Origin of the sequence: Janthinobacterium sp. GW458P (assembly GCF_002127585.1) — a bacterium.
In the GTDB taxonomy this organism is placed as follows: domain Bacteria; phylum Pseudomonadota; class Gammaproteobacteria; order Burkholderiales; family Burkholderiaceae_D; genus Janthinobacterium.
The window spans coordinates 1-23,913 of the sequence record NZ_NEGZ01000022.1; the positions used below are offsets into that span (position 1 = coordinate 1).

Annotated in this window: 21 protein-coding genes and 2 tRNA genes; 16 read left to right on the forward strand and 7 right to left on the reverse strand. The window is 63.1% G+C overall.

What is annotated here, in order from left to right; translation table 11 throughout:
• Nucleotides 1-2,680 (forward strand): SbcC/MukB-like Walker B domain-containing protein (locus CBW50_RS14005; RefSeq protein WP_139842506.1); only part of this gene is annotated, 2,680 nt, incomplete at its 5' end.
• A 16-nt stretch (nt 2,681-2,696) separates the two neighbouring features.
• Here CBW50_RS14005 and CBW50_RS29365 read toward each other — a convergent pair.
• Complete coding sequence (locus tag CBW50_RS29365; protein WP_172404765.1) at nt 2,697-2,864, reverse strand: hypothetical protein; 168 nt, start codon at nt 2,862-2,864, stop codon at nt 2,697-2,699.
• 178 nt (nt 2,865-3,042) lie between these two features.
• On the opposite strand from CBW50_RS29365, the gene CBW50_RS14010 reads away from it, so the two are divergent.
• The 5 genes from CBW50_RS14010 to CBW50_RS14030 all read left to right on the forward strand — a co-directional run bounded on the left by CBW50_RS14010 (nt 3,043) and on the right by CBW50_RS14030 (nt 5,699).
• Nucleotides 3,043-3,252 (forward strand): hypothetical protein, encoded by a 210-nt coding sequence (locus CBW50_RS14010; protein WP_034755039.1) that lies wholly within the window; start codon nt 3,043-3,045, stop codon nt 3,250-3,252.
• Nucleotides 3,253-3,312: 60 nt separating this feature from the next.
• A complete protein-coding gene (locus CBW50_RS14015) occupies nt 3,313-4,140 on the forward strand; it encodes a hypothetical protein (RefSeq protein WP_086146136.1) in 828 nt (275 codons plus the stop codon).
• Nucleotides 4,141-4,198: 58 nt separating this feature from the next.
• Entirely contained in the window at nt 4,199-5,377 is a 1,179-nt protein-coding gene (locus tag CBW50_RS14020) for a class I SAM-dependent methyltransferase (RefSeq protein ID WP_139842507.1), read from the forward strand.
• A gap of 46 nt (nt 5,378-5,423) precedes the next feature.
• Nucleotides 5,424-5,500, forward strand: a tRNA-Met gene (locus CBW50_RS14025).
• Nucleotides 5,501-5,622: 122 nt separating this feature from the next.
• Nucleotides 5,623-5,699 (forward strand) — tRNA-Met (locus tag CBW50_RS14030).
• Between the two features lie 71 nt (nt 5,700-5,770).
• On the opposite strand, the gene CBW50_RS14035 is transcribed toward CBW50_RS14030, so the two are convergent.
• Entirely contained in the window at nt 5,771-6,391 is a 621-nt protein-coding gene (locus CBW50_RS14035; protein WP_139842508.1) for a hypothetical protein, read from the reverse strand.
• Nucleotides 6,392-6,667: 276 nt separating this feature from the next.
• Here CBW50_RS14035 and CBW50_RS14040 point away from each other — a divergent pair, with 276 nt between their 5' ends.
• The 3 genes from CBW50_RS14040 (at nt 6,668) to CBW50_RS14050 (ending at nt 10,794) form a co-directional block, all read left to right on the forward strand.
• Nucleotides 6,668-7,186 (forward strand): sigma-70 family RNA polymerase sigma factor, encoded by a 519-nt coding sequence (locus CBW50_RS14040; RefSeq protein WP_086146139.1) that lies wholly within the window; start codon nt 6,668-6,670, stop codon nt 7,184-7,186.
• Nucleotide 7,187: 1 nt separating this feature from the next.
• Nucleotides 7,188-8,192: a FecR domain-containing protein gene (locus CBW50_RS14045; protein ID WP_086146140.1), complete on the forward strand. Its 1,005-nt coding sequence runs from the start codon at nt 7,188-7,190 to the stop codon at nt 8,190-8,192.
• Nucleotides 8,193-8,337: 145 nt separating this feature from the next.
• A complete protein-coding gene (locus CBW50_RS14050; protein WP_086146141.1) occupies nt 8,338-10,794 on the forward strand; it encodes a TonB-dependent siderophore receptor in 2,457 nt (818 codons plus the stop codon).
• 254 nt (nt 10,795-11,048) lie between these two features.
• Here the strand turns inward: CBW50_RS14050 and CBW50_RS14055 are convergent, their stop codons facing one another.
• Both CBW50_RS14055 and CBW50_RS28880 read right to left on the reverse strand, forming a co-directional pair.
• Complete coding sequence (locus CBW50_RS14055) at nt 11,049-11,504, reverse strand: hypothetical protein (protein ID WP_216356354.1); 456 nt, start codon at nt 11,502-11,504, stop codon at nt 11,049-11,051.
• Between the two features lie 28 nt (nt 11,505-11,532).
• On the reverse strand, nt 11,533-12,348 hold the full coding sequence (locus tag CBW50_RS28880) for a hypothetical protein (protein WP_139842509.1): 816 nt from the start codon (nt 12,346-12,348) through the stop codon (nt 11,533-11,535).
• 348 nt (nt 12,349-12,696) lie between these two features.
• On the opposite strand from CBW50_RS28880, the gene CBW50_RS14060 reads away from it, so the two are divergent.
• The 7 genes from CBW50_RS14060 to dbpA all read left to right on the forward strand — a co-directional run bounded on the left by CBW50_RS14060 (nt 12,697) and on the right by dbpA (nt 21,224).
• Entirely contained in the window at nt 12,697-13,416 is a 720-nt protein-coding gene (locus CBW50_RS14060) for an ABC transporter ATP-binding protein (protein ID WP_086146142.1), read from the forward strand.
• Nucleotides 13,413-14,615, forward strand: a complete 1,203-nt coding sequence (locus tag CBW50_RS14065; protein ID WP_086146143.1) for an ABC transporter permease — start codon at nt 13,413-13,415, stop codon at nt 14,613-14,615. Before CBW50_RS14060 ends, CBW50_RS14065 begins: the two co-directional genes overlap by 4 nt.
• 100 nt (nt 14,616-14,715) lie before the next feature.
• Nucleotides 14,716-16,086 (forward strand): TolC family protein, encoded by a 1,371-nt coding sequence (locus tag CBW50_RS14070; RefSeq protein ID WP_086146204.1) that lies wholly within the window; start codon nt 14,716-14,718, stop codon nt 16,084-16,086.
• Nucleotides 16,079-17,329, forward strand: a complete 1,251-nt coding sequence (locus tag CBW50_RS14075; protein WP_086146144.1) for an HlyD family efflux transporter periplasmic adaptor subunit — start codon at nt 16,079-16,081, stop codon at nt 17,327-17,329. The genes CBW50_RS14070 and CBW50_RS14075 overlap by 8 nt, the downstream gene beginning before the upstream one ends.
• Nucleotides 17,330-17,572: 243 nt before the next feature.
• The gene (locus CBW50_RS14080; protein WP_086146145.1) at nt 17,573-19,237 is read left to right on the forward strand and encodes an acid phosphatase; all 1,665 of its coding nucleotides are present in this window, start codon (nt 17,573-17,575) and stop codon (nt 19,235-19,237) included.
• Between the two features lie 212 nt (nt 19,238-19,449).
• Nucleotides 19,450-19,686 (forward strand): hypothetical protein, encoded by a 237-nt coding sequence (locus tag CBW50_RS14085; RefSeq protein ID WP_086146146.1) that lies wholly within the window; start codon nt 19,450-19,452, stop codon nt 19,684-19,686.
• Nucleotides 19,687-19,796: 110 nt separating this feature from the next.
• Nucleotides 19,797-21,224 (forward strand): ATP-dependent RNA helicase DbpA, encoded by a 1,428-nt coding sequence (gene dbpA, locus CBW50_RS14090; protein WP_086146147.1) that lies wholly within the window; start codon nt 19,797-19,799, stop codon nt 21,222-21,224.
• On the opposite strand, the gene CBW50_RS14095 is transcribed toward dbpA, so the two are convergent.
• From CBW50_RS14095 to cysS, 3 genes are read right to left on the reverse strand one after another with little or no spacing between them, the layout of a single operon-like run.
• Nucleotides 21,211-21,762 carry a hypothetical protein gene (locus tag CBW50_RS14095; RefSeq protein ID WP_086146148.1) on the reverse strand — a complete coding sequence of 184 codons (552 nt, stop codon included), beginning with the start codon at nt 21,760-21,762 and terminating at the stop codon, nt 21,211-21,213. The genes dbpA and CBW50_RS14095 overlap by 14 nt on opposite strands.
• On the reverse strand, nt 21,755-22,324 hold the full coding sequence (locus CBW50_RS14100; protein WP_139842510.1) for a hypothetical protein: 570 nt from the start codon (nt 22,322-22,324) through the stop codon (nt 21,755-21,757). Before CBW50_RS14100 ends, CBW50_RS14095 begins: the two co-directional genes overlap by 8 nt.
• 55 nt (nt 22,325-22,379) lie before the next feature.
• Nucleotides 22,380-23,768, reverse strand: coding sequence for a cysteine--tRNA ligase (cysS, locus tag CBW50_RS14105; RefSeq protein ID WP_086146150.1), 1,389 nt, complete (start codon nt 23,766-23,768; stop codon nt 22,380-22,382).
• Nucleotides 23,769-23,913: the final 145 nt, after the last annotated feature.

Sequence of the window (23,913 nt, forward strand, 5' to 3'; positions counted from 1 at the left end):
CCGGGAAGCGGCGCAGCGCGATGCGGCGCCCCTGCTCGACCGGGCCAAGGCGCTTGACGCCGGCATTGCGGCACAGGTGCCCGCGCACCGCCAGGCGCAAGACGGCGCCCGGGCCGCCGACCAGGCCAACGATTCGGCGCGCGCCGCGCTGCATGCGCTGCAGCAGCGCCAGCACGCCTTGCAGGCGGAACAGGAAGCGGGCCGCCTGTGGCTGACATCGCGCCAGCAATGGCAGGCGCTGGCGCAATCGTGGCAGTTGTGGGATCAATTGTTTGTCCAGGCCGGCCAGGCGGCCGCGCAAGCCGCTGCGGCCGACGCCGGCATGGCCGAGTCAAGACAGCAGGTGCGCCAGGCCTTAGACGCCACGCAGGCGGCGCAAGCGGCGCTGGCCGGCGCCGCCGCCGCCCTGGCCGTGCGCGATACGCAGCGGCGCGAGGCGCTGGCGGCCGTGCAAGCCATCGATGGCCAGGGGCTGCAGGAACAGCGCGGCCAGCTGGAGGCGCACGCGCGCAGCATGACCAGCGCGGAAAAGACCTGGAGCGAACTGGCGCGCCAGCAGCAGGCGCTGGCGCACTGGCAAGCCAGGGCGGCCCAGCTGGCGCAGGCCGCGCAAACGGAAAGCACGGCATTGGCGGCGGCAGCGGCGCAAACGCCGCTGCTGGAAGCGCGCCTGGCGCAGGCGGAAAAATCCTTGAAAGGCGCGGAAGCGGCATGCGCGGCCAGCGTCGAGCAGCTGCGGGCCAATTTGCAGGACGGGCAGCCCTGCCCCGTCTGCGGCGCGCTGGAACACCCGTACAGCCACGCCGATCACGCCTTGCAGGCGATGCTGGCCAGCTTGCAGGATGAAGTGCTGGCCTGCCGCACGCAGGCGCGCGGCAACCTGGAGCGGCTGGCCACGCACAAGGCGGCGCTGGCCGCGATGGCGCGCGAACAGGCGCAAACGAATGCCGAACTGGCGGCCCTGCCGCCCGCCATCGACAGCCTGAACGCACAATGGCAGCCGCATGCGGATACCCTGCAACTGCCGCAGGCAAACCAGCGCGCGGACTGGTTCGCGCGGCAGCTGGCGGCCAATGCGGCCGGTTTGCAGGCGCTGGCGCAGCAGGAGACGGCGCTGCGCCAGGCCGGCGCGCGGCGCGAGCAGGCGCAGGCGGCGCATGAACTGGCGGCCAGCGACCACGCGCGCTGCACAAGCACCGYCACCGACGCGCAGGTGCGGCTGGCGCAGCTGCAGGCGCAGCAAGCGGGCAATGCCGACAAGGCCGGGACGGCGCGCGCCGCGCTCGACGCCTTGCTGGCGCAGCTCGATGCCGCCTTTGCCGACGCCGACGGCGCCGAGGACTGGAAAGACAGCTGGCGCGCCGGCCCGGCCGCCTTCCGCGCGGCGCGCGAGGGGGAAAGCCGGCAATGGCTGAAACAGCAGGCGGACCAGGAACACCGCGGCCACGCGCTGGCGACGCTGGCAGCGCAGCTGGAAGCGGCGCTGCTGGGCGCCGCCAAGGCGCAGCAAACAGCGCAGGAGGCCCACGCCGCCTTTGCCGCCGCCGACAAGCAACTGGCGGCACTGCAAACCGAACGCAACGCGCTATGGCAGGGCCAGGGCGTGGCCGACGTCGAGCGCACGCTGGCAGGCGCCATCGCGGCAGCCAGAGAGCTGCTGGCGCAGCAGCAAACGGCGGCGCAAACGGCCGGCCAGCAGCGCACGCGTCTGGAAGAAGCGTGCGCGCAGCTGTCGCAGCGGCTGGCCGCCCTGCATGAACAGGAACACGGCGCCAGCGCCGCCCTGCACGACTGGCTGCGCCAGTTCCAGCGATCCCATCCCGACCACGCGCCCGCGACGCTCGACGATTTGCGCGCGCAGCTGGCCATCGCGCCGGAAGCCATGCGCGCCGAACGGGCCGCCCTGCAGGTGATCGCGGACCGCCACACGGCGGCCGTCTCCGTGCTGGCCGAACGCCGGCAGCAGCTGGCGGCGCACCTGGCGCAGCCGCCAGAGGGCCTGGAAAGGGACGCAGCGGCGCTGCAGGCCGCGCTCGAGGCACTGCTGCTGGAACGCCAGGCGGCCAACCAGGAAGCGACGCGCCTGCGCCTGGCCATCGCGCAGGACGACGCGCGACGCCACAGCGCGCAAGCGATGCTGGCGCAAATCGAGGCGCAAGCGGCGATCGAACGGCGCTGGGCCAGCCTGGATGAATTGATCGGCTCGGCCGACGGCAAGAAGTTCCGCAACTACGCGCAGCAATTCACGCTGGAAGTGCTGCTCGGCTATGCGAATGCGCATTTGCAGCACCTGGCGCGGCGCTACCAGCTCGAACGCATCGACAATCCGGACAAGCCCTCGCTGGGCCTGATGGTGCGCGACCAGGACATGGGCGGCGAACTGCGCTCCGTGCACTCGCTGTCGGGCGGCGAATCGTTCCTCGTCTCGCTGGCCCTGGCGCTGGGCCTGGCCTCGCTGTCATCGAACCGCGTGCGCGTCGAATCGCTGTTCATCGACGAGGGCTTCGGCAGCCTGGATACGGAAACCCTGCGCGTGGCCATGGACGCGCTCGACGGCTTGCAAGCGATGGGCCGCAAGGTGGGCGTCATCTCGCATGTGCAGGAAATGACGGAGCGCATCGCCACCCGCATCCTCGTGCAGCCGGGGTCGGGCGGCAAGAGCGTGGTGACGGTGCGCTAGGGAGTCAACTGGCGTATCAGCGCGGCACAGGCTCCCGGCACAGCCTGAGCAGATCCCAGCCCAGTTCGCGGCGAATCTGCTCGGGGTCGGGCGGGGGGCGGCGCAGTTCCAGCTCCGCTTTCAACCATTTCCTGACCAATTCCTTGCCAGGTTGTACAGGCTGTTCCTTGTCACGCTTTTCCATGATGCTACCTCTTCAATGGCGGCCAGTCGGCCTCCTATATACGTTCAACGTCACGGCGCGGATTCAGTTGACCTGCGCGTGGCGCAGTTGCAACAGTATGTAACGATGGGCGGAGTGGGTTAGAATCCCGTCCTTCGCGTCGCCGACCGCTACGCCCCGCAACAGTTCAAGGAATCCCATGAAAGCCGCCCGCAGCCTCACCTTCAAGTGCGTCAAATGTCACAAATCCATGCAGGTCTACCTGCAAAAAGTCTCCGCCTGCTCGCATATCCAGCCGTATCAGGGCATTTGCGCGTGCGGCGAACTCAAGCGCCACGCCACGGGCCAGGCCGATGCCGTCAAGTCCTACCTGGAGTCGGCGGACGGTAGCTGGTCGCACCACCACTAATGGTTAAAGAATGGGACACGACTGCCGTTAACTGAGTACTTGCTCACTCGGAATTTGTTCATGTCCCAGCTTCCCGCCCTTGCCAGCCGTCAACCCGCCTCGACTACGCTGAATGGCCAGCAGCCGTCCCGCACGGGCGGCAGCGCCACCGGCCTGGCCGCCTCGCCCCTGATGCAGCGCACCGCGCAAGACGTGGTGGCCCTGTCGAAGAATGGCCTGGACCTGTCGGCCAAGGGACTGTCGCAACGCACCGATGCACTGGGCAACGCCACCGTCGACGTGGCGCAGGATTTTCTCTCCAACATGACGCGCCAGCTGTTCGGCGACGGCGCCAGCATCGCCTTCGATTCCGTCGACCTGCAGGCAGGCTCCAGCGTCAGCAGCGGCAGCACCAGCGTCTCGGGCACCAAAGGCAGCAGCCGCGCGGCCGCTTTCAGCCTCGATGAAAACGCGCATTTCGTCGGCAAGGGCAAGATCACGACGGCCGACGGCCAGACCTTCGACTTCGAAGTGGAAGTGCAGTATCAATCGAACATCAGCGCGGGCGTCCTTGAGCAAACGCAACAGGCAGCGGAGGAAGCCAGCTCCGCCGATGACGCCGCCCTGCCCGCCAAAGAGTTGCCCGCTACGACCTTCGCCGGCAATCTGCACGACCTGTTCAAGCTGCTGGGCCAGCAATTGCAAGGCAATCTCTATCAGGGCAAGTCCGATGGCGCCAGCGCCAGCGGCAACGATGGCGACCTGGCAGGCAGCCTGAGCTTGCGTTTGCTCAAGCTGGTGCGGCCGGACGCGGCGGTCAAATCCGACAAGGAAGACCAGGCCCGCGCCCGCGCGCTGGCACTCGCCTATGGCACGGACACTGCTAACGGCACGGCCAGCGACGTATAATGGAAGACGGCCTGCGCAGGCGACCATGCCGCGCGCCCCCTTCTATCGATTGAAACCCATGTCCGACACTTCTTCCCCTACCGTTCATCCGCAGATCCACTGGAGCGAAAACGGCGCCGAACATTCGGCCCGCTGGCGCTCGGAAAGCGGCATGCCGCCGCCCAGGCGCGTCGTCATCGCCGACGACCGCACGACGGCCGACCAGGCCTACCGCCTGGCCTGCGAAGGCACGGCCATGCTGTGGCGCGGCGACTTCCAGAACGCGCGCCAGTTGCTGCAGGCGCTGGCGCGGCGCGCCGACCACAAGAACGACAAACCCAGCAAAAAGGCCAAGGCCGCCAAGCTGGCGAAACCCGAATCGACCGCCACGGAAGCATTCCATCTGCACCGCCAGGCCCAGTCGCAGCGCGCCCGCACCCTGGCCATGCTGCTGCTGCCGTTCGATGCCGACTACACGATTCCGCTGCGCCGCGCGCCGGACGTGAAACTGGCGTGCAATGAAGCGTATGGCCGCGGCGAAGAGGCGTTCGTCGCCTCGCTGCGCGAACTGCTGGGCCTGATCGGCGCGCATGAATGGCGCCGCACGGGCGTGGAACTGCCGGCCCTGGGCCAGCGCATCCACCCGCATTACGGCGTGTTTGCGCCCATCCGCGGCGAATACGTGGGCCTGGTGGCCGATGCGCCCCTGCCGCCGCGCGCCAGCCTGGCCTTCGACATCGGCACCGGCACGGGCGTGCTGGCCGCCGTGCTGGCACAGCGCGGCGTCGCCCGCATCGTCGCCACCGACCAGGACCCGCGCGCCCTGTCCTGCGCGCGCGAGAACCTCGCCCGCCTCGACTTGCAGGGCAAGGTCAACGTGGTGCAGGCCGACCTGTTCCCTGCCGGCCGCGCCCCGCTCGTCGTGTGCAATCCGCCATGGCTGCCGGCCCGCCCCAGCTCGCCGATCGAGTACGCCGTCTACGATCCGGACAGCCGCATGCTGCGCGGCTTCCTTGCCGGTCTGGCCGACCACCTGGAGCCAAGCGGCGAAGGCTGGCTGATCCTGTCGGACCTGGCCGAGCACCTGGGGCTGCGCCCGCGCGCGCAATTGCTCGAATGGATAGAACAGGCAGGCCTGAAGGTCGTCGACCGCCTGGACGTGCAACCCACGCACCCGCGCGCGCAGGACGCCACGGACAGCCTGCACGCGGCCCGCTCGCAGGAAATCACCTCGCTGTGGCGCCTGGCGGCGGTGTAATCCAGTCAGCCATTGCGCATTGCAGCAAACCCCGCTATAATTCGCCTGCGGGGTGGAGCAGTCTGGCAGCTCGTCGGGCTCATAACCCGAAGGTCACAGGTTCAAATCCTGTCCCCGCAACCAGATACCGGAAAGCCGCTGATTCTTGCAAGAGAATCAGCGGCTTTTTCCATTCCGGACCAGTATGTCCTGCAAGCCACGTCATCCGCCCTTTCGCAATGCAGCAAACCCGGTTATAATTCGCCTGCGGGGTGGAGCAGTCTGGCAGCTCGTCGGGCTCATAACCCGAAGGTCACAGGTTCAAATCCTGTCCCCGCAACCAATGCATAAAAACCGCTGATGCCTGCAAGGGCTTCAGCGGTTTTTTCATTCCGGGCCTGGTCTCGCCCGCACTTACGCGGTGACGCTGGCCCTGATCTGCCTGGCCGCCGCATGCAGGCTGGCCGCCACCCGTTCCAGCTTGTCCGTTCCCGTCGTTTCAGACAGCGCGGCAAATGCGCTGATATGAAACGTGGCCACCATGGCCGGCGACACTTCCAGTTCCAGCGCCGCCTTGCTCAATTCCGTCGACGCCTCGAGGTAAGGCTCGCTGCCCGCCTCGAAAGCCTGCTTGGTTTCCAGCAATTCCTGGCCGCCTTCCGCCTTGGCCAGGCATGCATCGACCTTTTGCTGAAAGGCCGGCAAAGTGTCGCGCACGGGGCCGGGTTCAGGCGCCGGTTCAGGCGCCGGCTCCGCTGGCGCCTGTACAGGAGCGGCTGCGGCCGGCTTGTCCGCCGTCGTCATATCGTGCATGGTGAGCCAGCGTTCGACCGCCAGGAAATCGGCAAACGGCTCGGTCACCTTCGGATTCATGAGCCAGACCTCGCCCGTGCGCCAGTCGATCTTGACGCCGCGCTCATTTCTCGCCAGTAAAATATCCTTGCCGCCATCGGCATTGGAAACCCGGCCGATGTCGATCCAGTTCATCAGTTCCGCCTGGCGCGACATCGCCTGCACGCGATGGAAGTAGGCCAACCATAAGAATCTGGCGACCAACAGAACCAGGGCACCGCCAACCATCCACATCATTTTTTCGCTCCGCGCCACATCGACAGCCCGCATTTTCTCACATGAAAGCTTGCGCCAAGGAAACTTTTACATCTGCCGTGCGCAGGCGCAAATCCCTCGCTGCAGGCGGCCCGGGCGCAGTCGCATTTCAGCAACGCCGCGTTTTCCCGATTGCCCGGCGTGCGCCGCTGCGCTATCATGAGAACAATTCTCATTTAGATTAAGATATCCCATACCGCACGCATGCTGTCCGCTCCTTCCCCGCCGTCCGATTTCCAGGCCCTGTATGCCGAGCACCACTCCTGGCTGCAGCACTGGCTGAAGCGGCGCCTGCACGATGCGGGGCTGGCCAGCGACCTGGCGCAGGATACCTTCCTCAAGATCTTCGTTGCGCGCAGCAGTGCCGGGATCGCGCAGCCGCGCCCCTTCCTGGCCACCATCGCCAGGCGCCTGCTGGCCAATCACTGCCGGCGCGAAGAGCTCGAACGCGCCTACCTCGACGCCCTGCTGCACCAGCCGCAAGCCTGCACGCCGTCGCCGGAAGCGATGTCCCTCCTGCTCGAATCGCTGCAGTTGATCGACCGCGCGCTGGAGCAGCTGTCCGCCAAGGCCAGGGCCGCCTTCCTGCTGGCCCACCTGGACGGCATGAGCTACGCCGAGATCGCCGCCGAACTGGACACCACCACGCATTCCGTCAAAAAGTATCTGAGCAAGGCCAATCTGCTGTGTTTTTTCGCCGTGCCCGATTTTGCCGCCCCCTGACATGCGCGGCGCCACCGTCTACGCCCACGGCCAGCCCATCGACCTGGCCATCGCCATGCAGGCGGCCGAATGGCTCACCACCCTCATGAGCGGCGCAGCCACGCCCGAGGAAAGACAGGCATGGGCCTGCTGGCGCGCCGCGCATCCCGAGCATGAGCGGGCCTGGACGCACATCGAAAACGTCAGCGGCAGCTTCCATGTGCTCGACGCCCCGGCCAGCCGCAAGGCGCTGGCGCAGCGCCCTGGCTCGCCCATCTCGCGCCGCGCCAGCCTGCGGCTGCTGGCGTGCATTTCCACCATCGGCCTGACGGGCTGGTTCGGCACGCGTTCCGGGCTCGCGCCGCAACTGGCCCGCGCGGCCCTGGCCGATTTTTCCACCGGCGTGGGCCAGCAGCGAGAACTGACGCTGCCCGACGGCAGCCGCCTGCACATGAACAGCGGCAGCGCCGTGAACATCCGCTTTACGCACAAGCAGCGGATGCTGCAACTGGTACAGGGCGAAGTGTTCATCGCCACCGCAGGCGAAACGGACATGCCCTACCGCCCCTTCCTCGTCGAGACCGCGGACGGCCAGGCGCAGGCGCTGGGCACGCGCTATTCCGTGCGCCAGGAAGACGGGCGCACCAGCGTCGCCGTGGAACAGGGCGCCGTCAGGCTGACGCCACGCAAGGGCGCCGGCAGCCTGGTCGTCCGCGCCGGCCAAGGCGGCGCCATGACGGCGCGGCGCACGTTGCCCGCGCACGCCGTCTCGCCCGACATCTGGGCCTGGCGCCAGGGCTTGCTGCTGGCCGACGCCATGCCGCTGCGCGACTTGCTGCATGAATTGAGCCGCTACCGCCATGGATTCCTCGGCTGCGACGACGCGGTGGCCGGCCTGCGCCTGTCCGGCGTCTTCCCGCTGGCCGACCTCGATAGCGTGCTGCTGTCTCTGCCCGACTCCCTTCCTGTCGATGTGCGCCTGCGCACGCGCTACTGGGTGCAGGTGGAAGCGCGGCATGCCGGCTGAAGTGCAGCGCAAAGAAAATCAAAAAAATGATACCCGTTTTCGCTGCTCGCGTGACCTGTGTATGCAACGTTCTTTTTGACGACTACAACACAAGGTAACCATGTCTCCAGTTATGTCCTCCCGGCCAAGGCCGCGCATCAAGCGCATGGCATATGCCATCCAGTTCATCTTCATCGGTTCGGCCCTGCTGCTGAACGCGCCCATGCCGGCGCTGGCGCAGGAAAGCGCGGCGGCGCAAACGGCGAGCCACGACTTTCAGGTGCCGGCCGGCGACCTGGCCGCCGCCCTGCGCCACGTGGCCAGCCAGTCCAGGGTGATCCTCAGCTTCACGCCGGAGCAGACGCGCGGCAAGTCGTCCGCGGGCCTCACGGGTCGCCACGAGGTGCTGGCCGCCCTGAACGGCGTGCTGCGCGGCAGCGGATTGACCGCCGAGCGCAGCGCCAACGGCAGCTACCTGCTGCGCACGGCCGATGCCGTAGCGGGCGGCGAGGCGCTGTCGATGATGCCGGAGGTATCGGTCAAGGCGCAGCAGGATGCCACCGAAGGCACGGGCGCCTATGTCTCGGCCCTGCCGGTTTCCACCGCCACGCCGCTGGGCTTGTCGATCAGGGAAACGCCGCAGTCGGTCAGCGTCATCACGCAGCAGCGCATGCAGGACCAGGGCCTGAACAGCATCGCGCAAGTCATGGCGCAAACGCCGGGCATCACGCTGTTCTCGCTGGGCAGCGAACGCACGGGCTTTACTTCGCGCGGCTATGCGATTACCAACTACCAGCTCGATGGCGTCAGCACGCATTCGGAAAACCTGGGCCTCAATGCGATACCGTCGCAAAGCCTGGCCGACATGGCGCTGTACGACCGTATCGAAGTGCTGCGCGGCGCCTCGGGCCTGATGACGGGCGCGGGCGATGCCTCGGGCGCCATCAACATGGTGCGCAAGAAGCCGACCGCGCAGTTCCAGGCGTCCGTCGAGGGCGAGCTGGGCTCTTACGATGAACGGCGCGCCATGGCCGACATCGCGGGTCCGCTGAACGAGGCGCGCACCGTGCGCGGCCGCCTAGTGACGGTGTACGAGGAAGGCGACAGCATCATCGACGGCTACAGCCGCGACAAGAAAGTGGTGTATGGCGTGGTCGAGGCGGACCTGTCCAGCGACACGAAGCTGACGGCCGGCGTCACGCACCAGCGCAAGCGCTCGAACGGATCCCTGTCCTACCTGGGCTTCCCCCTGTTTTACAGCAATGGCGCCATGACGGATCTGCCCCGCTCCTTCAGCCCGGCGGCCAGGTCGAATCGCTTCGACACCAATTCGACCGACCTCTTCGTCACGCTGGAGCACGCACTGGCGAACGACTGGAAACTGAAGATCTCGGCCGACCGCGTGCAGTCCTCGCAGGAAGAGCGCTCCGTGTTCATGAACGTGAGTGGCGGCTTGCCCGACCAGGCCACGGGCGATGGCCTGCGCATGAGCGCCGACTACCGCATTTACCAGCTCCAGGTCAATAGCGTGGACGCCAACGTGCGCGGACCGTTCAACGCATTCGGCCGCCAGCACGAACTGGTACTGGGCATGGACTACAACGAATTTCAAAGCACGACCGATGGCCGCTTCGACAAGAACATCCAGGGCAAGCCCGTCAACCTGTACCGCTGGAATCGCATGGCAACGCCCGTGTTTGGCGATACCTTCGTCACCCACGACAGCACGCGCCGCCAGGCCAGCGCCTATGCGGCCAGCCGCTTTACGCTGTCCGAGCGCCTGAAACTGATCGCCGGCGCTAAAGTACTGCGCTACAGCGAAAACTACATCTCGGACGCGCCCACCGTGCCATTTTATAGCGCGTCGCCAGCCTCGGACAGCAGCGTCTTCACGCCGTACGGCGGCCTGGTGTACGACATCGACGGCACGCACAGCGCCTACGCCAGCTACTCCACCATCTACCAGCCGCAAGCCTCGCAAGACCGCTACGGCAAGCTGCTGGCGCCGCGCGAGGGCAAGACCTTTGAAGCGGGCATCAAGAGCGGCTGGTTCGATGGCCGCCTGAACACGGCCGCCGCGCTATATCTGATCCGCCAGAAAAACCTGGCTGAAACGGATCCGGGCCACACCCTGCCCGGCTCCAACGATCCGGCGTTCCGCACCATCAAGGGCGCCGATACCAAGGGCATCGACCTGGAAGCGACGGGCGCCCTCACGCCAAGCTGGAATGTGTCGGCCTCGTGGTCGTACAGCCAGACGGAAAACAATACCGGCAAGGCGATCCAGACCACCTTCCCGCGCCACCTGGTGAAGCTGTGGACCACTTATCGGCTGCCCGGCGAGCTGCATCGCCTGACGGTGGGCGGCGGCATGAACTGGCAGAGCCGCGTGTATTCCGACATCGATGCGTGGCAGATCAATAGTACCCTGCACTGGGAACAGAAAGCGTACTCGGTAGCCAGCCTGATGGCGCGCTACGACGTCAACGACAAGCTGTCGGCCACCGTCAACGTGGCCAACCTGTTCGACAAACAGTACACTGCTTCCGTGTCGGACTGGTGGTACTCGGGCATGTATGGTCCGGCGCGCAAGGTGGCATTGACCGTCCGCTACCAGTTCTAGGATTGGGCCGAATAGTTCACACTAGCGCAGGGCCGGTGATACAATTTTCCCGCTTCACGAGTGTCGATGGCCCGCGCCACCGGTACTCGTGCCCATAGAGACACCCAAGGAGAATGTGAGAAGGACCTCGCCCTGCCAGCTGATCCAGCCGGCCAAGCTGCCTGGAGGCAGAACCACACCGGCTTCCTTGCGGCGACCAGTGTGATGCAATGAAGGTAGATGCTGGGGAATTCCTGGCTATTTTCCGGAAACGATTATTTCATCGTGAACGTGACAGCCCAGGCATGCGTCGACATGTCAGTCGAAGTGATCGTCGCGGTACATACAGCGCCGCCACTTGGCGTAGCTACCTTTGACCACTGCGGCGTCTGAACCCCGTTACTGCCGGTGGCGAATGTATAGGCAGTGTGAAACTGGCATTGCTTGCGCCCCATAGTATAGATCAAGGAGGCATAATTGACGATGGGGGTTAAATTGCTTTGCACCCGAAAGCTATTTTGCTCTAACGCCGGTATTTTCGGGGCCGGCGTCGGAGACGCATTGGCCTGCGTACTAATCTCGTTATTAGTGGCGATCCACTGAACAGCCTGTTCAGTTGCATTCAGATTTTTCACCGTAACAAGGACTTGTGGTCCTGCAAAAGCGACAACAGGTGCAGACATACCCAAGCTAATCAATACCCCGCCGAGAAGTCGTTTGGAAAATTTCAAGATAAGCTTCCTTAGTGTTTATCCATTTTCAGGATGAAATGGATGGATTAGAGCCTAGGCTCAAGATTTCAAATAAATCCGGAACAGCTCCGGCATTTTTACTTTTCATCAAACTCGCAAGAGATCCAGGCGTGGCCGGCGCATTTCCGGCGGCATGGTTGAAATAATTAAAATCGAGTTTAATTTTACCTTCCAGATCAGTAGCATAGTTTTCTGGATAAAGAACCTGCTCCAGCTTAGGCAAGTCATTGAAATGTGCTAAAACTGATTTGAAAAAATTGGTTGTCTTTCCTGTTGTGTTGTATTCCCTCATTCCTTCAGCCAGAACTTGGCTGCGCCACGCCTCTTCTTCCCTGTATGCCTGCATAAAGGCGGCGCGCCGCTCATTTACCGTAAAAGTGCCACTTTCATCTTGGGCGATGGTTGCCAATTGCTCGCGCGATAGCCCCACAAATGGATTGCGGGCCTTGCCATCCACGTAAGCGGTTGCCGCAGCAGCTGACTGCGCCGATGGCGCATCATTTGGTGCTGGAACCTGCTTCGCTGCCGCCGTTTTATGCTCGTCATCAAGCTTGTAGAGTATGGTGTCGGTATTCTTATTGATTTTAGCCACGAGAGATAGCCGGTCTAGTCCCTGCATGCTAGTGGCGGTAGTCGATGCGGCTTTGGATAATCGGACAGCAAGAGTCGAGATGACCATGCCTTCCGAAACAGCGCCAATGATAGCTTTCGCATCAACCGACGCCCCCCCCCCTGTTAATGCCATATTGCCTTCGGCATTGGAAACCGAGGAGGAATTACTTTCCCGACGAAGCGAAAATCCCGATGCAGGAATACTTACCATTGTCATCTCCATGATTAATAAATATTACTATACCACAACAAATATCAAGCCACCTACCAGCGGCTTTCATTAATTCAATTGTGATTATGTGTGAGTATTGACGAAAGTAGGAAAATTTCGCATAAAGCTTCCATCAGCATTCCCAAATTGCCGTGCGTCAGGCATGATCCGACATTTCTCGCTGAGAATCTTCGAAAAAACCTGCCACATGGCTTTATCAGCGACACACCCCGTCAAAAGAAAACTGGCCAAGACCTCCATATGTGGCGACTCGCATCTGGAAATGAGTATGGCATTTGCGAAGTGAATGACTTAGAATCAATGGCCTACAGTCGATGGATATAATGAATGCCGAAAGCCCCTGACATCGATCCGATTCTCCGATTGACGCACTTGTACCGTAATTTCCCTCACCCTGGCGGTGTTGTCGCGGCATTGCAGGACGTTTCGCTAGTCGTACACCGAGGGGAATCCTGCGCCATCACGGGCACATCGGGTTCTGGAAAAAGCACGCTGCTTAATATTCTGGGACTATTGGATAAACCAGACGCGGGCAAATTTGAGTTCTGCGGAATGGATGTGACAAGCACTAGCGCCGATCAACTTGCTCAGATACGAAACGATAAGATAGGGTTTGTCTTTCAATCCTTCAACCTCTTGCCACAACTCGACGCGGTGGATAACGTTGCTCTGCCACTCTACTATCGCGGCATCGATCGAGAGCCGGCGAGAAAACTGGCATGCGAGCAACTCGATCGCATGGGCTTGAGCTCACGGGCCTTGCACAAACCGGCAGATATGTCCGGGGGCCAGCGTCAACGCGTCGCGATCGCCAGGGCTCTCATAGGCCAGCCGTCGATCATCCTAGCCGATGAGCCTACCGGCAGCTTGGACAGTTCCATCGCTGCCGTTATTCTTGATACCTTATTTGACCTCAACCGTGAAAAGGCCGTTTCCCTGCTAATCGTGACGCATGACGTCTCGGCCGCCGCGCGCTGCGAACGTCACTTCGACATCTGCCACGGCCGCCTGCTGGAACGTGGTTTACCAGATGCGAGGCGAGCATGACCAGCAGCAAGGCGGCACGCATACGGCCCGGCCCCTCCCCCCGCCAGTTAATCTCTGAAGCAACCCGGAACATCAGGAGTCTTACCCAGCGCGCGATGCTGAGCATGCTGGGAATCGCCATCGGGAGCGCCTCGATCGTCGCCTTACTAAGCCTGAGTCAAGGCGCTGCGGAGGACTCGTTACGCGCATTCGAATCCCTCGGCTCCAACATTGGCATTGCCAGCCTTCAGGAAACGGCCAGCACGCCCACACCATTGCACTTTGACGCTACGCAAGCGCGCCGCGTGGCCGGGATCGTCGAAGTGGCACCTCTGGCTTTACTGTCCGCAACGGTTCAAAGCAAGGGCATGCACATCGACACTACCGTACTGGGAACCCAGGAATCCATCGCCCGCATCTTTGAATGGGTTCCCATCAAGGGGCGCTTTATATCGGACCTGGACGGCCGAGCTACCTACGCCATTATCGGCAACGACATTGCGACCAAGCTCGGGATCGGCGGAACCGGAGGCACCCACGTCATTCAGATAGACCATTATCTGTTTAGCATCATCGGCGTACTTCCTGCACAATTGCCGAATCCACTGTTGCCGGTCTCGGTCAATCAATCGGTGATTATTCCCTTGGCATCAATGAGGCGACTGCAAGGCGCACCGGATATTTCCAGCATAATTTTCAGATCGACGGGCAGTGCCAACATCATGGCAACAGCAGACCGTTTGAAGGAGTATCTATTGGCACGCTATCCTTCGCGCACGGTGGAAATGCAGCTTCCCATGCAGTTACTTGATGGCATGCGCGGGCAGGCCAGGAATTTTTCATATCTTCTCGCTGCCCTGGGGGGCATCTCATTGCTAGTCAGCGGCATCGGCATCATGAACGTGATGCTGATGAGCGTAGCGGAACGGCGCAAGGAAATTGGTGTACGCCTCAGTGTCGGCGCCCGCCAGCGCGACATTCGCAACCTGTTCGTTCTCGAGGCGATAGAACTGTCCATGGGCGGAGCCCTGGCCGGGCTAGCGCTCGGCGTCGCGACCACGTATGTCTATTCAGCCATGGTTGGATGGCATTTCTGGGTGCCGGCAAATGCACTGGCTGCCGGGGTTATCTCTCCCATCCTGACCGGTGTCGGATTTGGTCTTTTCCCTGCAATCAAGGCGGCAAAACTGCAACCTGTACAGATACTGCGCGATGAATAAGTCAGCGATTTTCGGCGCCCTCTGCGCTCTTTCCTTATCCAACACTTGTCAGGCCGGGTCAGCCTTGGCCTCCCAGCATCCAGTCCCGTTCGGCCCCACGATGGATGCGCCACTGCTGGCGCGACGGGCCGTCCAACCGGCCAATCTTATGCTGGTTGACGCCATTTATCTGGGATTGCAGGATAATCGCGCCATCCGCAGCGCCTACGTGGAACGCATTTCGCAACGTTTCGACCTTGCAGTCGCCGAAGATCGCTTTACTCCCAAGCTGGTCCTGAGCAGCCGCTTTCTCACGCAAAGGTCAGAGCAACAGCGTTGGCGAACGCTTGAAGTCGCGCCCATCGCAACGATGCTGAGTCCAATCGGCACGAGGGTGAACCTCGCGTGGAACGGATTGCTGAACAAATCCGGGCAAACTACGGATGGCCGCCATGCCAATGCCAACATCTCGGTCATTCAGCCTCTTTTGCGTGACGCCGGATGGGAAATCGGCATGGTGCCAGTGCGTCTCGCAAGGCTGGCCGAAGAAAGCAGCCAGCTAAGCTTGAAATCACAGCTGGCACGTGTCGTCACTCAAATCATTTACGCTTACCGCGAGCTAATTCGTGCCCAGGAACAACTAACGATCGCACAAGATAGTCTGGAGCGCGGACGCAAGCTACTGGAAATCAATCGGGATCTGGTTGCAGCCGGACGCATGGCGGAGTTCGACGTCGTGCAAACGGAGGCAGATGTGCTGACTCAAGAGGTCAACGTCGAGGAAGCGCTCAATCAGCACGATCAGCGCCGCATGGATCTGGTGCGCTTGCTGGCGCTAGACTTGGACCTGCCGCTGCGCGCGGTGGAAACCCTGGAGCCATCGCCGGTCAAAATCGATCTGAAGGAAGCGAAAGAGATCGCGATCGCCAACCAACCAGACTACTTGATCCGCCAAATCGCTAACAAACAAGCGGAGATCAATCTCGCTGCCGCAAGCAACCAACGCCTGTGGGATTTGTCGCTGGTCAGCGGCGCGACCAGAGAAACACAGCGTCAAGGGGGCTCAGGAGAACGGCAATGGAACGGCTACGTCGGTCTTCAGATAGATATTCCCCTCGGCGACATGGCGCGGAAACAGGGCGAGGTACAAGCCGCCACCGCAGTACGAACCCGGGCGCTGCAACTGGAAGAAAGCCGGCAGCAACTCGAGCAAAACATCACCAGCGCGGTACGCGACATTCAAACTCGCTGGCGTCAATATGGACTGGCGCAACGGGCCAGGGACCTATCGTTGAAAAAGATCCAGATTGAGCGTGAAAAACTAACGCTGGGACGCTCATCGAACTTTCAGGTAATCAGCTTTGAGGCCGATCTGCGTCATGCAGAGAATACCCGGCTCAATGCGCTGATTGCCTATTTGAACGCCCAAGTTGAATTAGATCTGCAACTGGGACTAACATTAGACACTTGGAAAATTTCTTTGAATGGTTAAGAAAATCAAACGCTCGGCCTTCCTGCTGGTGCCATTGGCCGTCCTCGCCATCCTCGCATGCTGGTTCTGGAACGCCCCCACTGCTCCCGCGACCGCTGCTGCAACTCACTTTGTTACGCAAAAGGAAGCCGTCAGCCATGGCCTGGCGCTGGTGGGAAGGGTTGAACCTGCTGAATCGATCACGCTGACCGCGCCGTTTGACGGCGAAATATTGCAACGTCGGTTCGAAGAGGGGCAGTACGTTGAGCAAGGCCAGATGCTCATTGAACTCAGCTCTGCCGACATGGATATCAGACTGCGCGAGGCAATGGCAGACAGGCTACGGACACAGGCTACGCTACGAAAACTGCAGGACTGGCAAAGTAGCGCCGAGCTCAGGCGGGCGAATCGCTTCCACGCCAATGCAACTCAAAATATGGCGGAAATCACGCTGCGCCTTGAAGAAAATGCTGCCTTGTACAAAAAGGGCATTGTCGCCAAAATGGAAGTGGATTCCCTTGCGCAGCAACAGCGCTCGGCACGCTCCGAGTTAAGCGCTGCCCAAGAAGAGGTCGACGCGCTGGCGGGAGCCGGGCACGGGCAGCAACTGAGGATTGCCTCACTGGAAGACGCAAATGCCAAAGACAAGTATGCGGCGCTGGTCGCCACACTGAAGTCCAAGATTGTCGTCGCTCCATTCTCGGGCATAGTGGTCAAGGCGCCGAACAGCGGTGCCGACGCTCAGGCGGATATCGCCCGCACCGGTTCCCGTGTCACCAGGGGTATGCCACTGCTGGGTCTGGCCAGCCGGGACCGGGTGCGTATCGGCACCACGGTCGATGAGGCCGAGGTGCGGCAGCTTAAACAGGGACAAGCCGTCGAAGTATCGGGCGAAACCTTTGGCGCAGCTGTCATCAATGGCACGATAGAAGCGATATCCTCGGTACCTAGCCTTGTCTCGCAAGGAGCTGCGCCGCGATATGACGTCAAGGTTCACTTGCCTGAATTGGCGCCCGAGGTGCGCGCCCAAATTCGCCTGGGCATGAGCGCCAATATTAAAATGGTCACCTATAACAATCCTGCCGCAATCGTCGTGCCGATCAATGCGGTATTGACAGAAGATGGCAAGACATTCGTAGCAGTCGTTGCTGGCAAGGGCGGCATTGAGCGAAAACAGGTACACGTGACGTCCACCACAGAGCAAAATGCCGAGATCACCGGGGTGCCCGCGGGTACCCTCATTTCAGTGAGCAATACACGTTAACCAGTACGCCAGTCGCTGCTGCGTAGGCCCGGACTGACGCTGGTAGCGGGCGCCAAAGTCGGCAAGCCATTCGATCAAAAGTGCGCGCCGCGCGCCTGGGCGTGGCGGGTACTGGGCATGGACGACCAGTGGGCTGAATAATTCACACTGGCGCAGGGCCGGTGATACAATTTTCCCGCTTCACGGGCGTTGCCGGCCATTGCCGCCAACGCCCGTGCCCATAGAAACACCCAAGGAGAATGTGTGAAGGACCTCGCCCCCGCCCTGCCAGCCGATCCGGCCGACCAACCCGCCAACCCGTCGCGCCGGCGCATTTTCCAGGCCGCTTCCGCAGTCGGCCTGGCCGCCAGCCTGCCGGCGCTGGCCGACGCCGCGCCAGCAAAAAAAACCATCGCCAAGGGCTCGCTCGACGCGAAACTCAAGGCGCACGTCAAGAACGTGGTCGTGATCTACCTGGAAAACCGCAGCTTCAACAACCTGTTCGCCAACTTCCCCGGCACCAGCGCGCCCCTGTCCGCCGTCACGGCCGAACAGGCGCGGCAGCTGGACCGCGACGGCAAGCCGCTGGCCACCCTGCCGAAGATCTGGGGCGGCCTGGTGCCGAACCAGCAGAACATCGGCGGCACCGATTACCTGATCAAGGAAGAGCAGATTTCCGGCCTGCCGAACGCGCCCTACAAATTGAGCGACGCGGCCGGCAAGCCCCTGCCCGAGAGCATCATCACGCGCGACCTGGTGCACCGCTTCTATAACAACCAGATGCAGATCAACGGCGGCAAGAACGACGGCTTCGCCGCGTGGGCCGACAGCGGCGGCCTGGTGATGGGCCATTACGGCGAAACGTCGAAAAACCTGAACCTGTGGCAGATCGCCGAGCAGTACACGCTGTGCGACAACTTCTTCATGGCGGCCTTCGGCGGCTCGTATATGAACCACCAGTTCCTCGTCACGGGCCGCGCCAACGAGTATTTCAATGCTGCCGAGACGGCGGCGAAGAAAAAGATCGCCGTGCTGTCCGACGGCCCGCAAGGTGTGCGCCTGGCCATCTCGCCCGACTGCCCCGCCTCCGCGCTGGACGGCAAGCCGAAGTACGTCAATGACGGCGCCCTGACGCCAGACGGCTACGCCGTCAACACCATGGCGCCGCCATATCAACCGAGTTACGTCCGCCCCGCCTTCGACGGCGATCCGCTGCACGCCGACCCGGCCGACGCGAACACCCTGCCGCCGCAAACCTATGACACCATCGGCGACCTGCTGTCGCGCAAGGGCGTCAGCTGGGCGTGGTACGGCGGCGGCTGGCAAGCGGCGCTCGACCACAAGGGCGGCGGCAGCAAACCGAACTTCCAGTTCCACCACCAGCCGCTGAACTACTTCAAGCAGTTCGCCCCTGGCACGGCCGCGCGCGCCGAGCACCTGCGCGACGGCGGCACGGGCGACAGCCCGATCTCGAACAAATTCCTCGCCGCCGCCGTGGCGGGCAAGCTGCCGGCCGTGACCTTCTACAAGCCGCAGGGCAACCTGAACCTGCACGCCGGCTATTCGGATATCGAGTCGGGCGACCAGCACGTGGCCAACGTCATCCAGCATCTGAAGGAATCACCGCAGTGGAAGGACATGATCGTGGTGATCACGTTTGACGAAAACGGCGGCTGGTGGGACCACGTGGCGCCGCCGAAAGGCGACCGCTGGGGCCCCGGCACGCGCATTCCCGCCATCGTCGTCTCGCCGTACGCGAAAAAAGGCGCCGTCGACCACAGTTTTTATGACACCACGTCGATCCTGCGCCTGATCACGCGCCTGCACGACCTGCCGCTGCTCGAAGGCCTGAAAGTGCGCAATGACGCCTTCGCGTCACGCGGCGCGCTGCCGCCGGGTGACTTGACTGGCGCCTTGAGCTTCCGCTAAGCCTCCCACAATGCGGCACGCCTGTGATACACTGCGTGCCGCACTTAAATCCGCAGGTCTGCTTTTCCTGCCGATGATATTCACAATGAGCCCGACTCCTGTAGCCGGGCTTTTGTTTTGTGGACGAAGCGTACAGAGTATTCACACAGCGGTCAGCTTTTTGCCCGCTCCCCGGCGCCGGTTATTCGCGGCCGGGGACCAGAGGTTCAGAAATGAGAGATAAAAAAGACAACGCCACCATCGACTTGCCCGGTTTCGGCCCGCCGCCAGCGCACGACGCGCCAGAGCCGGCGCCGGAACCGCAGCGCCGCGTGCGCGCGCGCAAGGTGGCCTTGAAACAGGTGCAGCTCGAATTGCTGGAGCCGACCGACGCCACGGGCTTGCCCGTGTGGACGCGCGACGCCGGCCTTGACCTCACCGGCTTGCCCATCTGGGCGCCAGATAATTAGTACCCCACGCGGGCGGCCGTTTGCCGCCGGCTTCCACACCACCATCCGCACAAGGGCGTAGAACGCCTGTAGACTGTGCCCATCCACCGCTTTTTACCGGCTCCGCCCCTATGAACACCACCACTGCCACCACCAATTCCTTTTCCAGCCTGCCGCTGACGCCCGCCTTTTTGGCCAATCTGGATTCGCTCGGCTACCACGAGATGACCACCATCCAGGCGCAAAGCCTGCCGGCGGTGCTCGATGGCCGCGACCTGATCGCGCAGGCGAAAACGGGCAGCGGCAAGACGGCCGCCTTCGGCATCGGCATCCTGCACAAGCTCAATCCGGCCTGGTTTGCCGTGCAGGGCCTGGTGCTGTGCCCCACGCGCGAGCTGGCCGACCAGGTGGCCAATGAGCTGCGCCGCCTGGCGCGCGCGGCCGGCAACATCAAGATCCTGACCTTGACGGGCGGCGCGCCGATGCGCCCGCAGATCGCCTCGCTGGAACACGGCGCCCACATCGTCGTCGGCACGCCGGGCCGTTTGCGCGACCACCTGGGCCGCGGCACCATCAACCTGAACCACGTGCAGACGCTGGTGCTCGATGAAGCGGACCGCATGACGGACATGGGCTTTTACGAGGAAATCGCCGGCATCGTCAGCGCCTGCCCGGCGCGCCGCCAGACCCTGCTGTTCTCGGCCACCTACCCGGAAGACATCCGCCGCGCCACGGCGTCGTTCCTCGTCAATCCGCTGGAAGTGACGGTCGAGGCGCAGCACGACAACGACAAGATCGAGCAGCGCTTCTATGAAATCGGCTTCGACGAGCGCAACGGCGCCGTCGGCAAGCTGTTGAAACACTTCAAGCCGGAATCCACGCTGGCCTTCTGCAACACCAAGGTGCATTGCCGCGAACTGGCCGACGAACTGCGCCAGCAGGGCTTTTCCGCGCTGGCCCTGTACGGCGAGCTGGAACAGCGCGAGCGCGATGAAATCCTCGTGCTGTTCGCCAACCGCAGCTGCTCCGTGCTGGTGGCCACCGACGTCGCCGCGCGCGGCCTCGATATTTCCGATCTGGGCGCCGTGATCAACGTCGACGTGTCGAAAGACACGGAAGTGCACATCCACCGCATCGGCCGCACGGGCCGCGGCAGCAAGAAGGGCCTGGCCCTGTCGCTGTGCGCGCCGAACGAGAAAAAATGGGTCAAGCTGATCGAGCAGTACCAGAACAGCGCCGCCGAATGGCACGACCTGAAGGAGCTGAACGAGGACGATGGCGCAGAGGCGCTGCCGGCGCCGATGGTCACCCTGTGCATCATGGGCGGCAAGAAGGACAAGCTGCGCCCGGGCGACCTGCTCGGCGCATTGACGGGCGACGCGGGCCTCACCAAGGAGCAGGTGGGCAAAATCAACGTGTTCGAGTTCATGACCTACGTGGCGCTGGACCGCAAGGTGGCCGAAGCGGCGTTCAAGCGCCTGAACGCTGGCAATACCCTGGGCCGCGACTTCGGCAACATCAAGGGCCGCAGCTTCAAGATGCGCTTTATCGAGGCGTAAGGCCTTGCAAGGTACGCAGGGCCGCCATGGTCCTGCGTCCCGGATAGCCGTCCCACACAGGGTACTGCCCGCGGTAGTAGCAACTCCAGTAGCTGATGCTGCGCCGCTCCAGCGTATCGAGATACGCTGGGTTCTCCCGCAGGTAGCGCGCCAGCGCTTCCGTATTCCAGGCAGGCAGCGCCGCGCCAATGACCGCGACAATCTCCAGCACGTATTCGCCGCACAGGTGCACGACGAAGGGCACCGTCCACGCCCGCTCCTGCTGCAGCAGCTGCCTTGCACACGCTTCGCGCAGATGGCCGTCATGGTGGCGCGTGCCCAGGCACAGGGCGAGCACGCCTGCGTCGCCGGCCAGCCGCGTACAGTTCAGCAGCTGCCCGCGGTCGTAATACGTGCGCGCGGGGATGCGCAGCAGCCGGCCATCCTGATGCACGTCAAACGGTGCCGACGGCGCGTGCAGCTGGCCTTGGGCCAGCGCAGGCAGCAGCCCGGCCAGCGTGTACGCCAAGGCCGCAGGAAAGGCGTCCGCTTCAGCCATCGCGCCCCTCCTGGCAGACTTTGCGCACGCCCAGCGCAGGTTTATCCATTTTTTCAAAGATCACATTCGAATACCATTGCGCGGGATCGCCCCCGGTGGGCTTGCCCAGCGAAATATAGTAGCCGCCGTGCGCAAACAGGGCCGTGGTTTCCTTGCCCGGCCTGGCGCCCTGCAGGAAGGCCGGCCAGGCCGCCTTGTCGACTGGCTTAAAACGCGCGCCCAGCAGCGCCAGCAGGCGCGCGTGCGTGGCCGGCGCATACGCAAACAGGTACAGGTATTCGACCAGTTCCCCACCCTCCGCGAGGCGGGTGACGGCGGCCGTCGCGGCCTCGACGTCGCCGCCGAAGCTGCACAGGGTGCCGCCGCTGTAGGCGAAATCGATGACGGTCGCCGGCGCGCACGCCTGCCGCTCCCTGTCGACACCAACGGGCGGCAGCGCGCGCACCTGCGCCAGCAGCGCCTCGCTGGATGTGGCCAGCGCGGGAAAGCCCGGACACCCGCTGGCCCCCTGCGCGGCAGAAAAGGCCAGGCTACAACTCAGTAACAGCAAACGACGCTTCACGGCATCTCCAGTTTCATCGGGCCATCATTATGCCTCGCCGGGACACAGAGCATCATCACAAGACGCGCGCCTGCTGCCCCTGCGGCGTATCGTCGATGTCGTAGCCGGCCGCGCGCGCCAGTGCGCGCAGACGGTCCGCCTCGGCCCACTGGCGCTGCGCGCGGGCGATGGCCCGTTCCGCCATCCACGCCTGCACTGGCTGCGGCACATTCACCTGCGCCGGCTGCCAGGCCAGCAGATCGAGACCCAGGGCGGAGTCGAAACGGGCCATGGTGGCCTTTTTCACAGCATCAGGCAGGCCGCTTTTCAGCAATTCCCAGGCCACGGCCAGGGCGCGCGGAAAGTTCAGGTCATCGTTGATGCAGGTCATAAAACGCGCCAGCCACACGGGGTCGGCCTCACCCTGCACCTCGCCCCGCCCTTCGCTCAATGCATGCACGGCGACGCGCAGGCGTGCCAGGCCGCTGATGGCGGCACGCAAGGCTTCGTCCGTGAAATTGAGGCTGCTGCGGTAGTGGGCGCCCAGGCACAGGTAGCGGTAGGCCAAGGGGTCCACACCCTGCTGCACCAGGCTTTGCAGGCGTAAAAAGTCGCCCGAGGACTTCGACATCTTCGCCTCCTGCGTCTTGAGGAAAGCGCCGTGCAGCCAAAAATTGGCCAGGCGCGTGCCATGGCGCGCTTGCGTCTGCGCGATCTCATTGCTGTGGTGAACGGCCACATGGTCTTCGCCGCCGCAATGGATGTCGAAATACGTGCCCAGGTGCTTTTCCGCCATGGCCGAGCATTCGATATGCCAGCCGGGAAAGCCCAGGCCCCAGGGACTGTCCCATTCCATCTGCCGCTGGCCCGGCACGCCGCTGAACTTCCACAGTGCGAAGTCGCAGATGTCGCGTTTTTCTCCCAGTTCCACGCGTTTGCCCGCCTGCAGGCCGTCGCGATTCAGGCGCGCCAGCTGGCCGTAACCGTCCTGGCGCGTGGTGTCGAAATACATGCCGTCAGCCGTGCGGTAGGTATAGCCCTTCGCTTCCAGGTCCGCAATAAAAGCGATCTGCTCGGCGATATGGTCGGTGGCCCGGCACCAGACGGTGGGCGGCAGGATATTGAGCTGGCGCAAATCCTCTTCGAACGCGCGCGTGAATGCCGCGGCGATGTCCCATGCCGACCTGCCGCTGCGCCGGCTCCTGGCCTCGACCTTGTCGTCGCCGCTGTCCGCATCCGACGTCAGGTGGCCCACGTCAGTGATGTTCATCACGTGGCGTACCTGCAGGCCGTTGAACTCGAGCGCGCGGCGCAAGCCGTCGACGAACAGATAGGTGCGCAGGTTGCCGATGTGCGCGTAATCGTAGACGGTGGGGCCGCAGGCGTACAGGCCCGCCTTGCCCGGCTCGATGGCCTCGAATGGCCGCAGGCTGCGGCTATACGTGTCGTACAGGTGAAGTGTCATGCGGGTCTTTCCAAAGTGGGGCGGAAAAAGAAAATGGCCACAGGTTTTTCAACACTGTGGCCATCGGAATGAGGAATAAAAAGTTTAACGGCGCCGGGCCGCATCCTCACGAAGCCAGGTACACGGACACAGCGCAGCAGCGGCG